Annotated in this window: 10 protein-coding genes and 1 other annotated feature; of the genes, 9 read left to right on the plus strand and 1 reads right to left on the minus strand. The window is 59.5% G+C overall.

Annotated elements, in window-relative coordinates; genetic code table 11:
• Nucleotides 1-12: 12 nt before the first annotated feature.
• Entirely contained in the window at nt 13-1632 is a 1620-nt protein-coding gene (locus tag BQ4888_RS00415; RefSeq protein ID WP_092052267.1) for a fumarate hydratase, read from the minus strand.
• A gap of 232 nt (nt 1633-1864) precedes the next feature.
• Between BQ4888_RS00415 and ilvA the strand changes: the two genes are divergently transcribed.
• The 9 genes from ilvA (at nt 1865) to BQ4888_RS00460 (ending at nt 12702) form a co-directional block, all read left to right on the plus strand.
• Complete coding sequence (gene ilvA, locus BQ4888_RS00420; RefSeq protein WP_092052270.1) at nt 1865-3373, plus strand: threonine ammonia-lyase, biosynthetic; 1509 nt, start codon at nt 1865-1867, stop codon at nt 3371-3373.
• Between the two features lie 150 nt (nt 3374-3523).
• On the plus strand, nt 3524-5584 hold the full coding sequence (locus BQ4888_RS00425) for an ATP-binding protein (RefSeq protein WP_092052272.1): 2061 nt from the start codon (nt 3524-3526) through the stop codon (nt 5582-5584).
• 133 nt (nt 5585-5717) lie between these two features.
• Nucleotides 5718-6404, plus strand: a complete 687-nt coding sequence (cysE, locus tag BQ4888_RS00430) for a serine O-acetyltransferase (protein WP_092052273.1) — start codon at nt 5718-5720, stop codon at nt 6402-6404.
• Nucleotides 6401-6844 (plus strand): RrF2 family transcriptional regulator, encoded by a 444-nt coding sequence (locus BQ4888_RS00435; RefSeq protein WP_092052276.1) that lies wholly within the window; start codon nt 6401-6403, stop codon nt 6842-6844. Before cysE ends, BQ4888_RS00435 begins: the two co-directional genes overlap by 4 nt.
• A 59-nt stretch (nt 6845-6903) precedes the next feature.
• Entirely contained in the window at nt 6904-8118 is a 1215-nt protein-coding gene (gene nifS, locus BQ4888_RS00440; protein ID WP_092052277.1) for a cysteine desulfurase NifS, read from the plus strand.
• Nucleotides 8119-8178: 60 nt separating this feature from the next.
• Complete coding sequence (gene nifU / locus BQ4888_RS00445) at nt 8179-8550, plus strand: Fe-S cluster assembly scaffold protein NifU (RefSeq protein ID WP_092052280.1); 372 nt, start codon at nt 8179-8181, stop codon at nt 8548-8550.
• A 152-nt stretch (nt 8551-8702) separates the two neighbouring features.
• Nucleotides 8703-8935: a binding site (T-box leader), on the plus strand.
• A gap of 173 nt (nt 8936-9108) precedes the next feature.
• The gene (locus BQ4888_RS00450; RefSeq protein WP_092052282.1) at nt 9109-10647 is read left to right on the plus strand and encodes a 2-isopropylmalate synthase; all 1539 of its coding nucleotides are present in this window, start codon (nt 9109-9111) and stop codon (nt 10645-10647) included.
• A gap of 152 nt (nt 10648-10799) precedes the next feature.
• Nucleotides 10800-12080, plus strand: a complete 1281-nt coding sequence (locus BQ4888_RS00455; RefSeq protein WP_092052284.1) for a 3-isopropylmalate dehydratase large subunit — start codon at nt 10800-10802, stop codon at nt 12078-12080.
• A 91-nt stretch (nt 12081-12171) separates the two neighbouring features.
• Nucleotides 12172-12702: a 3-isopropylmalate dehydratase small subunit gene (locus tag BQ4888_RS00460; protein WP_092052286.1), complete on the plus strand. Its 531-nt coding sequence runs from the start codon at nt 12172-12174 to the stop codon at nt 12700-12702.
• The last annotated feature ends 128 nt before the right edge of the window (nt 12703-12830 follow it).

Here is a 12830-nt window from a genome sequence, read left to right on the forward strand (position 1 = left end):
TTCAACCGGCGCTTACAGGCCCAGTTGCTTGAAGAAGTCGTTGCCTTTGTCATCGACCAGGATAAAGGCCGGGAAGTCGACGACTTCGATCTTCCAGACCGCTTCCATGCCGAGTTCGGGGAAGTCGATGCACTCGACCTTCTTGATGTTCTCCTCGGCGAGGACGGCTGCCGGGCCGCCGATGGAGCCGAGATAGAAGCCGCCGTGTTTCTTGCAGGCGTCGGTGACCTGCTGGCTGCGGTTGCCTTTGGCGATCATGACCATCGAGCCGCCGTTGGCCTGGAGCAGGTCGACGTAGGAGTCCATGCGCCCGGCGGTGGTGGGGCCGAAGGAGCCGGAGGGCTTGCCTTTCGGGGTCTTGGCCGGACCGGCGTAGTAGATGGGGTGATTTTTGAGGTAATCGGGGAGCGGCTTGCCGCTGTCGAGAATCTCTTTGAACTTGGCGTGGGCGATGTCGCGACCGACGACGATGGTGCCGTCGAGGAGCAGGGCGTCACCGACCTTGAGCTTGGTCAGATCGGCCAGGACTTCCTTCATGGGCCGGTTGAGGTTGATGCGGGTGCCGCGCTCGTGCTTGCCGCGATATTTCTCGGGAATCAGGCGGCCGGGGTTGCGGTCCAACTCTTCGATGAAGAGGCCGTCTTTGGTAATTTTGGCGCGGATATTACGGTCGGCGGAACAGGAAACGGCCATGCCGACGGGGCAGGAGGCGCCGTGGCGGGGGAGGCGGATGACGCGCACGTCGTGGGCGAAGTACTTGCCGCCGAACTGGGCGCCGATGCCGAGCTTCTGGGCGGCCTTGAGCAGTTTCTCTTCCATTTCCAGATCGCGGAAGGCCTGACCATGTTCGTTGCCGACCGTCGGCAGTTCATCGAGATCTTTGGCGGAGGCCAGCTTGACGGTTTTCATGCAGGCGTCGGCCGAGGTGCCGCCGATGGCGAAAGCGACATGGTAGGGGGGGCAGGCGGCGGTGCCGAGGTACTTCATCTTGTCGACCAGGAATTTTTCCAGGTTGGCGGGGGTGAGCAGCGCTTTGGTCTCCTGATAGAGCATCGTTTTGTTGGCGCTGCCGCCGCCTTTGGTGATGAAGAGGAACTTGTAGTAGTCGCTATCGGTCGCCATGATGTCGATCTGCGCCGGTAGATTGGTGCCGGTATTCTTCTCTTCGTACATGTCGAGGGCGACGGTCTGGCTGTAGCGGAGGTTTTCCTCGGTGTAGGTCTTGTAAACGCCCTTGGAGAGGTATTCCTCATCCTTCACGCCGGTCCAGACCTGCTGCCCTTTTTTGGCAACGATGGTGGCAGTGCCGGTATCCTGGCAGAGAGGGAGTTCGAAATTGGCGGAGATTTCGGCGTTGCGCAAAAAGGCCATGGCGACGCCGCGATCGTTGGGGGAGGCTTCGGGATCGCTCAGGATCTTGGCGACCTGCTCGTTATGTCCGGGGCGCAGCAGGAAAGAGACGTCACGGAATGCCTGGTTGGCGAGGACGGTGAGAGCTTCGGGATCGACCTTGACGACATCCTTCCCCTCGAACTTGACGACCGAGACATACTTCTCCGATCCGGGGATCTTGTAGTATTTGGTTTCGTCCTTGGCCAGCGGGAAGGGATCCTGGTACTTGAACTCCGGCATGGTTTTCTCTCCTTTTCGGTATTGAATGGCGGCGAACCCACTTTCGCCGCGCCCGTAAACAATCGATCCGAAAGTATATAGAAGCCCTGCTAATTTGTCGACACTAAGATGTGTTTTGTTCGCCTTGCAGGGGATTTTCCTGTGGATTTTGCCGCCCCGCAGGTGTAGTTAAACCTTTCCGCTCATTTGCCGTGTCGCTCTGCCCGGCGACCGGTTCGACAGGAGGAGTTCCATGCAGAAACTGCTGAAACAGATATTGACCTCAAGGGTTTATGAAGCCGCGGTGGAAACGCCCCTCGACGAGGCGCCGGTCCTCTCGGCCCAGTTCAACAACCGCATCCTGCTCAAACGGGAGGATTTACAGACGGTCTTTTCCTTCAAGTTGCGCGGCGCCTACAACCGCATCGCCCATCTTTCCGAAGAAGACCGTCGCCGTGGCGTGATCGCCGCCTCGGCCGGCAATCATGCCCAGGGGGTGGCTTTTTCCGCCCGGAAACTGGGCATCCGCGCAGTCATCGTCATGCCCCGCACGACCCCGCTGATCAAGGTCGAGGCGGTACGACGCCTGGGCGGCGAGGTCATTCTCCATGGTGACAGCTATTCGGAAGCCCAGGATTACTGCGATCGCCTGATCGATGAAACGGGCATGGTCTTCATCCATCCCTTCGATGATGAATTGGTCATTGCCGGTCAGGGGACGGTGGCGGTCGAACTCCTGCGCCAGAGCGCCGGGAGTATGGACGCAGTCTTCGTGCCGGTCGGCGGCGGCGGGCTCATTGCCGGCATCGGCGGCTATCTGAAGGCCCTGTGCCCCGAGGTCAAGGTGATCGGCGTTGAGCCCGAGGACAGTGATGCCATGTACCGCTCCTTGCAGGCCGGACGGCGGGTGCGCCTCGATTCGGTGGGGATTTTCGCTGACGGCGTGGCGGTGAGGGAGGTCGGCAAGCTGACCTTCGATTATTGCCGGCGCTGCGTCGACGAAATCATCCGGGTCGATACGGACGAGCTCTGCGGCGCCATCAAGAGTATCTACCAGAGTACCCGGTCCATCGTCGAGCCGGCCGGCGCTCTGGGGATGGCCGGGCTGAAGAAGTATATCCGCGAGCGCAAGGTGACCGGACAGACCTTGGTCGCCATCAATTCCGGGGCGAACATGAATTTCGAGCGGTTGCGCTACGTCGCCGAGCGCACCCAGATCGGCGAGAAGCAGGAGGCGCTCTTTGCCGTCACCATCCCCGAAGAACCGGGAGCCCTCAAGCGTTTCTGTGGGGAAATCGGCGAGGAGCGCAGCATCACCGAGTTCAACTATCGCCTCTCCGGCCGGGATCGGGCGCATATCTTCGTCGGTCTGTCGATTCGGGACGAGCAGGAGCGCGCCGACTTCAGCCGCCAACTTGCAGGCAAGGGCTTCGTCAATCTCGATCTCACCGACAACGACCTCGCCAAGACCCATGTGCGGTACATGGTCGGCGGCAAATCGGCCGAAGTCGGGCGCGAAGTGCTTTATCGTTTCTGGTTTCCCGAACGCCCGGGCGCCCTGACCCGCTTCCTCGCCTCCATGGGGGAGAACTGGAATATTTCCCTCTTCCACTACCGTATGCAGGGGGGCGATTACGGTCGGGTGCTGATCGGGCTAGAGATCCCGAAGGGGGAAGAGGGGGCGTTTCGTTCCTTTTTACAGGAACTTGGTTACCGCTATAATGAGGAGAGCGACAACGCGGCCTATCGCCTTTTTCTCTGAAAAACTTGTATACTTTAGGGGTTTCTACGGATTGACAAGGTCAAGGTTCCACGAGAGAATAGGCCCGTTTTTAAGCATGGAGCGGCCGGCCATCGATGGGGTACGTCGCTGCCATTGTAATGATTATGAGCCGATTTTATTCGGAGGTTTATGCGCCCGACGGTTTTGGTCATCGATGACGACCGCGTGACCCGTGAAATTCTCTCCGAACTGCTCTGGGATGCCGGTTTGAACGTGGTTCTGGCGAGCGGGGGGGAGGAGGGCTGCCGCCTTGCCTGTGAAAATCCTCCCGACGTGGTGCTCGTCGATCTTTTCATGCCCGGCTGGGGCGGTTTAGAGGTTTGCCGCTTTTTGCGCGCGCAACCGGCGTTGAAACAGATCCCGATCCTGCTCATGACCGCGCACACCGATCGGGAAGGTCTGGTCAACCCCTTCCGTGTTGGCGCCGACGATTACATCGCCAAACCCTTCGACTTCGACGAACTGCTCGCCCGCGTTCAGGGCAATCTCCTGAAAAAACAAGCCATCGACCGCCGCGACAATAAGGCCCGTCATTACGATGCGCTGCTGAAGATTTCCGAAACCCTCAGCGAGAATGGCGATGCCGCCGCCGCTCTCAAGGAGATTGTCCGGCAGATTTCCTCCCATCTGGAGTCGGTCGACCGTTGTTCCATCGCCCTGGTGCGAGAAGCGGAGGGCTGCGCTTATGTCATGGCGACGACGGCGGACATCCAGCGCCCGACCTTTCGCATCGACTTGAAGAACTACCCGGAGATCCGCCAGGCCATGGCCACCGGTCGGCCGCTGCTGATCGAAAATCTGGTGGAAAATCCTCTCATCGCCGAAATCCTGCCCGCCTTCGAAGGGCGGGACATCAGCGCCATTCTGGTCTTCCCGGTGGTCGATGCCCGGCGCGTCATCGGCGCTATGATCATTCGCATCGCCCGTCCCGGCGAAGGGGTGGATCGGGATGAGGTCGATTTTTGCCGACTGGTTTCCAGCGTGGTGGTTACGGCGCTCAAGACCAGCGACTTCTTCCAGTTGGTCTGGGAAGAGGCAGAGGTGTTGCGCGTCGCCAAAGAGCGTCTGGAAGCGGATCTACGTATCAAACAGGCCTATGAGGAGCTCTTCGAGAACGCCTCGGAAGGGCTGATCGCCTTTTCCGCCGCCGGCGAGATCGCCTATGCCAACCGCTGCCTGGTCGAGATGGTCGGAGAATTTCCTTCCGGCCTGAGCGGCGTATCGCTGGCAGAGCTTTTCGGCGCCGAGGTGCAGGAGCGGTTTCTCACTTTCAGTGTCGCTAACGATGATTCGGCCGGGGTGGATGGGCGCTTCGATATCGGCTTCGTCCCCAGGGTTGGCGAGCCGCGTACTTTTTCCGTGAGTATCGGCGGCCGTCCGGTCCTGAACGGCCTGCGCGTCGCGGCGCTGCGCGACGTCACCGACAAGCGCCGCATCGCAGAGGATCTGCTGCGGGTCAAGGAGCTCCTCGAAGAAACCAACGCCGCCCTGGTCAAGGCCGACCAGGCCCGGAACGAGTTTCTCGATACCGCCGTTCATGAATTACGCACCCCGGTCACCATCGTCAGCGGCTATTGTTCGCTGCTGGCCGAAACGGATCAGGCCCAGCTTTCCGACGAGCAGCGGGTTTATATTGAAGAGGCGGTGGCGGCGGCGGATCGACTGGCCGATCTGATCACCAACCTGCTCGACCTCTCCCGGCTGGAATCGGGGAGTATGCCGCTGGCACTGGAACGCTGCGATCTGGTCGCGACCATGCGTGATTTTTTGCACGATCATCAGCCCCTGCTTGAGAAGAGCCAACTGACCCTGCAGACCACCTTGCCCGAAAGCGCCGTAGCCCTCTACGACGAGGAGCGCATTTACCGGGTGCTGGCCAACCTTTTTGGTAATGCCGTCAAATTCACCCCGATCGGCGGCAACATCCATCTCAGCCTCGAAGAAACCGCCGATGCCGTGCTCTTTTCCATCGAGGATACGGGTAAGGGCATTCCCGAGGAGGCGCTCCCCCGTCTTTTTGAACAGTTCTATCAGGTCGGCCGGGGCGATTCCCGCCAGGGCAGTGGCTTGGGGCTTTATATCTGCAAAAAGATCATCCAGTCCCATCATGGTGAAATCTGGGTAGAAAGTCGGCTCGGCATAGGGAGCCGCTTCTCCTTCACCCTGCCTAAACCAGGACCACTCTCCTAAAAAATTCTCTTCATTCGACCCCGCGCTCCGGCAATTTTTCTTGCGAAAAGCCGCTTTGAAATAGTTGACAGTTTCAATCAGGTATGTTATCGATGGATCAAAATGATGACGTACTAGAGAGGAGACTTGTCTGGTGTTTTCCACCCTGAAAGAAGATTTCAAAGTCGTCTTCGAACGCGACCCGGCCGTGCGCAGCAAGTTGGAAATCTGCTTCTGCTATCCTGGCTTTCATGCCCTGCTCATGCACCGCGCGGCGCATGCTCTGTGGCGGCGCAAGTTCTATTTTTTCGGGCGCTTGATTTCCCATGTCAGTCGTTTTTTGACCGGTATCGAGATTCATCCCGGGGCGAAAATCGGCAAGGGTTTCTTTATCGACCACGGCATGGGGGTGGTGATCGGCGAAACGGCGGAGATTGGTGACAACTGCACCCTCTACCACGGCGTCACCCTCGGCGGTACCTCCTGGGCCAAGGAGAAGCGCCACCCGACCCTGGGTAATAACGTGGTGATTGGCTCGGGAGCGAAGATTCTCGGACCTTTTACTGTCGGCGACAACAGCAAGATCGGCTCCAACTCGGTGGTGGTCAAGGAAGTGCCGCCCAATTCCACCGTTGTCGGCGTGCCTGGGCGGATCGTCCTCTCCGACGGCGCCAAGCCGGAAAGTCGAGCCGACTTGGAGCATGGGCGGCTGCCGGACCCGGAAGCCAAGGCGATCTCCTGCCTTTTCGACCAGCTGCGCGCCCTCGAAGAGAAGGTCAATCGCCTCTCTGGCGACGCCTCCGGCAAGGCTGACGACCCCTCTGCGGGGAAGGCGTCATGAGGCTGTCGACCAAGGCTCAGTATGCGGTGCGCGCCATGGTCAGCCTCCATCTTCACGGTCGGGATGCTCCTGTCAGTCTCAAGGATATTTCGACCCGGGAGGATATCTCCCAGACCTATCTGGAGCAACTTTTCGTCAAGCTCCGCCGACGAGGGCTGGTAGACAGTGTACGCGGCCCGGGCGGCGGCTATCTGCTAGCCCGGCCCGCTTCGCTCATCCGGGTCGATGAAATTATCGAAAGTGTCGAGGAATCCCTCGTTCCCGTTGCCTGTATGGATGAGGACGGTCGCTGCTCCTGCGATTCCCAGTGTGTGACCCACAGTGTCTGGCAGGGCTTAGCGGAAAAAATCCGTGGCTTTCTCGCCTCCATGACCCTGGAGGATCTGACCCGAGAAGCGCGGCGGAAACACGAAGCGACGGAAACGACCGACAGTCGTTAAACAACCCTGGCGCCTGGCTTTTGCGCTGGACAGATATGAATGATTTTGGAGGAGAGATCGTGAAACGCATTTACATGGATAACAACGCCACCACGGCGGTTCGTCCCGAAGTTCTCGACGCTATGCTCCCGTTTTACCGTGAGCAGTTCGGCAACCCCTCCAGCGTCCATTGGGCCGGGCGGGCGGTGAGCGGTGCGGTCGAAAAGGCCCGTGAGCAGGTGGCGCAGCTGATCAACTGCTCGCCGGCCGAGATCGTCTTTGTCTCCTGCGGGAGCGAAGGGGACAATATGGCTCTGAAGGGGACGGTCGACGCCCTGCGCGACAAAGGAGACCACATCATCACCACCACCGTGGAACATCCGGCCGTGCTCGAAACCTGTAAGGCTCTGGAAAAACAGGGGGTGCGAGTGACCTATCTGCCTGTCGACCACAACGGCATGCTCAACCTGGCCGAGCTGGAAGCGGCGATCACCGACAAAACCATCCTCATTTCGGTGATGTGGGCGAACAACGAAACGGGCAATCTCTATCCCATCGAGGAAATCGGTGCCATCGCCCGCAAGTACAAGGTGCGTTTCCACACCGATGCGGTGCAGGCGGTGGGGAAGGTTCCCGTCGACGTCCAGAAGGCCAATGTCGATCTACTCGTTCTTTCCGGCCACAAACTTGGCGCGGCCAAGGGGGTGGGAGCGATCTACATTCGCCGTGGCACCCGCCTGACCCCCTTTATGCATGGTGGCCATCAGGAACGCGGTCGCCGGGCCGGTACCCATAACGTCGCCGGTATCGTTGGTCTCGGCGTCGCCTGCGAACTGGCGGGTGCGCATCTCGAGGCCGAGGCTACCCGCATTCGCGCCCTGCGCGATAGGCTTGAGCAGGGGATTTTGGAGCGGGTTCCCGAGATCAAGCTCAACGGCCATCCCGATCCCAATCTGCGGCTGCCCAATACCCTCAACGTGAGTTTCGCCTATATCGAAGGGGAGTCGCTGCTGCTCAACTTCGATATGAAAGGCATTGCCGCTTCCTCCGGATCGGCTTGCACCTCGGGGTCGCTGGAGCCGTCCCATGTCATGGGCGCCATGTGCGTCGACGTGGTGCTGGCTCATTCGAGCACCCGTTTCAGCCTGGGAGCGGACAATACCGAGGAAGATGTCGATTACGTGCTGGAGGTGCTTCCCCCCATCGTTCAGCGCCTACGGGAGATGAGCCCCTTGTACAACCGCGCCGAACCGCTCTCCTGCAAGGAGTGTCAGGTCATTAGAAAGGTTCACTAAAACAAGCTGTTCGTCTTAAAAGCTCAAGCGTCTTCTGAGGCGCGATAAAGGAGATATCTTATGTATTCCGAAAAAGTGATGGATCATTTTACCAATCCCCGTAACGTCGGGGAGATTGAAAACGCCGACGGGGTCGGGGAGGTCGGGAACGCCTCCTGCGGCGATATCATGAAAATTTTTCTCAAGGTCGAGGACAATGTCATCAAGGACATCAAGTTCAAGACCTTCGGTTGCGGTGCGGCCATCGCCACCTCGTCGATGGTGACGGAAATGGCTATCGGCAAGACCCTCGACGAAGCCCTGGAGTTGACCAACGCCGCCGTCGCCGAGGCCCTCGACGGTTTGCCGGCGCAGAAGATGCACTGTTCCAACCTGGCCGCCGACGCCCTGCATGAGGCGATCAAGAATTACAAGGAGACCCATTCCGCTTGAGGCCTCTTCTCCTGTGGACCCCGCATCGGTAAGGCATTTTGCTTTATCAAATCGGGTATGGGGATGTCGAAAAAAGCTGTTTCTTCTCGCTTTAATGCGGAATGCGGCTTGACATCCCGGGGCGGACTCTGTTTTATAGTAAAGCACATGGATTAAAGACGTTGATGAGGAGTAGTAGGCGCTCCTTTCCGTTTCAGAGAGCCGGCGGTCGCTGCGAGCCGGTACGGAAATCGCCGAACTCGCCTCGGAGTCGCCCAGGTGAAGCCGCCAGCCGGTTAGCTTGGGACGTGAGCCCGCGTAAAGGGCCAAAGAAGGTTCGCCAATGCGTTTCGCGCAGGCGGACGAATCAGGGTGGTACCGCGAAGCATACGCTCTCGCCCCTGTTTTTGGGGCGGGAGTTTTTTATTTAGCGAAAGGGGGTGGTCGGATGGAATCGGACCTGGGCGAGCCGGCCCTTGAACGGCCGGCGAAGGAACAGGAGAAAATGAGCGAGCTGTTCGACCTGAAAACCCCCAATCTCAACAAATAGCGGGCGGGGAACCTAATCTGGAGGAAACGATGAGTCAAGCCAAGAAGATCAAGATTTTCGACACCACTTTGCGCGACGGCGAGCAGTCTCCCGGCGCCAGTATGAACATCGAGGAAAAACTGCGCATCGCCCATCTGCTCGAAAAGATGAATGTCGATGTCATCGAAGCCGGTTTCCCCATCGCCTCGGAAGGGGATTTCGAGGCGGTGCGGCGCGTCGCCAAAGCGATCAAGGGGCCGCAGATCGCCGGGCTCTCCCGCGCCAACAACATGGATATCGACCGCGCCTGGGAGGCGCTCAAGTACGCCGGGGAGCGGGGGCGCATCCATACCTTCATCGCCACCAGCGATATCCACATGAAGTACAAGCTGAAGATGAGCGAGGAGCAGGTCATCGAAACCGCCGTCAAGGCGGTCAAACGGGCCGCCGGCTACACCCCCAACGTCGAGTTTTCCGCCGAAGACGCGGTCCGCACCCGGTTGCCTTTTCTCGCCAAGGTGGTCGAGGCGGTCATCGATGCCGGGGCCAGGACGGTGAACATTCCCGATACGGTCGGTTACACCATCCCCTCGGAATATTTTAACATCATCAAGTATCTCAAGGATAATGTTCCAAATATCGAGAAAACCGTGCTTTCCGTCCACTGTCACAACGACCTGGGGCTGGCCGTGGCCAACTCCCTGGCGGCGATCCAGGCCGGGGCCGAGCAGGTGGAGTGCACCATCAACGGCATCGGCGAGCGCGCCGGCAACTGTTCCCTCGAAGAGGTAGTCATGACCCTGCGCACCCGTCAGGACATTCTGCCCTTCCAGACCAATGTGGTGACCGAGCACATTTACGCCGCGAGCAAACTGCTCTCGACCATCACCGGTATCGTCGTCCAGCCGAACAAGGCGATCGTCGGCGCCAACGCCTTCGCCCACGAGGCAGGGATTCATCAGCACGGCGTACTGATGGAGAAATCGACCTACGAGATCATGACCCCCGAGTCGATCGGCCTTAACCAGAACAAGCTGGTTCTTGGTAAGCATTCCGGACGTCATGCCTTCATCCAGCGCCTGGAGCAACTCGGCTACGAGCTGAGCAAGGAGGATATCGAAAAGGCCTTCGTTCGTTTCAAGACCTTGGCTGATCAGAAAAAAGAAATTTTCGATGAAGATATCGACGCCATCGTCGCCGACGAGATCATCCGCATCCCCGAAACCTACAGGCTGCTGCAGATGAGCGTTTCTTCCGGCTCCTTCACCGCACCGACCGCCACGGTGGAGATGGAAGTGGAAGGCAAGGTGAAGAAGGCCGCCCAGCTCGGGGACGGGCCAGTGGATGCCACTTTCAAGGCGATCAAAAAGCTCACCGGCAGCAATGCCCGCCTCCTCCATTTCGCCATCGGCGCCATCACCGGCGGCACCGACGCCCAGGGGGAATGTACCGTGCGTCTCGAAGAGGACGGCCGCGAAGTGCTTGGCCAGGGCGCCCATCCCGACATTATCGTCGCCAGTGCCAAGGCCTATATCAATGCGCTGAACAAACTGGTCAGCGCGCCCAAGCGCAACACCATCACAGTCTGAGTGCTCTCGGTTGATCGGGCCTTGCGGGCGGGGCGGCGGTTTGGCTGTCCCGCCCGCTTTGCGCGCAAGCCCCGGACAAGGCTTGCCTGTTTTTGGCCCTTGGGATAGAATCGCCGCGCTTCGCCATCGAATTAGTCAGTCAAGGAGAGATTATGGGAAAGACCATCGCCGAAAAAATCTTCGCCGCCCATCTGCGCGACGAGCCGTTCCCCGGGACCAAGGTGCTCAACCTCGACCGGGTTCTCTGCCATGAAATCACCACCCCGGTTGCCATCGCCGATCTCGAGGCGCGGGGCAAGGACCGGGTTTTCGATCCCGACAAGATCAAGGCGGTCATCGACCACGTCACCCCCTCGAAGGACAGCAAGACCGCCCTGCAGGCGAAGATGCTGCGGGACTGGGCGCGCCGCCATGAGATCAAGGATTTCTTCGACGTCGGCCATAACGGCGTCTGCCACGCGATCTTTCCCGAAAAAGGTTACATTCGCCCCGGCTTCACCGTGATCATGGGCGACAGCCACACCTGCACCCACGGCGCCTTCGGCGCCTTCGCCGCCGGTGTCGGCACCACCGATCTGGAAGTCGGCATCTTGAAGGGGGTCTGCGCCTTTCGCGAGCCGGCCACCATCCGCGTCAACCTCACCGGCAGCCTGCCGCAAGGGGTTTATGCCAAGGACGTCATCCTCTTCGTCATCGGTCAACTCGGCGTCAATGGCGCCACCGACCGGGTCATCGAATTCCGCGGCCCGATCATTGACGCCATGAGCATGGAAGCGCGCATGACCCTGTGCAACATGGCGATCGAGGCCGGCGGCACCTGCGGCATCTGCCTCCCCGACATGACCACCGTCGAGTATCTCTGGCCCTTCATCCAGGGGGATTTCAAGAGCAAGGATGCAGCCCTGGCCGAATACCGCAAGTGGGTTTCCGACGACGACGCTCAATACGACAAGGTCCTCGACTTCGATCTGTCGAAGCTCGAACCCCAGGTCACCTACGGTTACAAGCCCGACTGCGTCAAGTCGGCCAAAGAGATGGCCGGGACCAGGGTCGATCAGATCTACATCGGAACCTGTACCAACGGCCGCATTGAAGATCTGCGCGAGGCCGCGGCGATTCTCAAGGGGAAGAAGATCGCCGAATCGGTGCGCGGCATCGTTTCGCCGGCGACCCCGAAGATCTTCAGCGATGCCCTCGCCGAAGGGATCATCCAGATCTTCATGGATGCTGGTTTCTGCGTCACCAACCCGACCTGCGGCGCCTGCCTGGGGATGAGTAATGGAGTGCTGTCCGAGGGGGAAGTCTGCGCCTCGACCAGCAACCGCAATTTCAACGGACGCATGGGCAAGGGGGGGATGGTCCACCTGATGAGCCCGGCCACCGCCGCCGCCACCGCCCTCAAGGGCGTCATTACCGACGCGCGGACGCTGTAATTTGTCGTAACCCGATGTAGGGGCGCACCGCGTGCGCCCAGGGCGCATGTCATACGCCCCTACATGGAAATTTCACATGGAGAGATCGACCATGAATAAAATCTTCGGCGGACCGGCCATCTTTCTCGACCGTTCCGACATCAATACCGACGAAATCATCCCGGCCAAGTATCTGACCGAGGTGACCAAGGAAGCCCTTCAGCCTTACATGCTCGAAGACCTCAAACTTGAGAGCTTCGATCCCAAGGGGGAGAAACTGAAAAAGGCCCGGGTCGTGGTCAGCCGTGAGAACTTCGGCTGCGGTTCCTCCCGCGAGCACGCCCCCTGGGTCTTCGAGGTCAACGGTGTGCACACCATCATTGCCCAGAGCTACGCCCGCATCTTCCGCCAGAACACCTTCAATGGCGGCATGCTCGCCATCGAGTTGCCCAAGGCCGATCTCGACCGGCTCTTCGCCCTGGACAAAGCGGGCGAGGTCACGATCAGCGTCGATCTCGACGGCCAGAAAGTCACCGCCAAAGCCGGGGAGAAGACCGAAACCTTCAGCTTCGAGATCAGCCCCTTCGACAAGGCCCTGGTTCAGGCCGGCGGCTGGGTCGAGTTCGCCGACGCCCGTTATTGATCTCAGCCGATAGGTCCGTAAAATCTGCGAAGCCTGCTCCCGTGATGGGGCAGGCTTCGTTATTTCAAGGTGGGATTAATGGTACTGTTTGACTCTCCTGGTAAACTGTTGTAACAACAAAGTCAGGT

Origin of the sequence: Desulfuromonas acetexigens (assembly GCF_900111775.1) — a bacterium.
In the GTDB taxonomy this organism is placed as follows: Bacteria; Desulfobacterota; Desulfuromonadia; order Desulfuromonadales; family Trichloromonadaceae; genus Trichloromonas; species Trichloromonas acetexigens.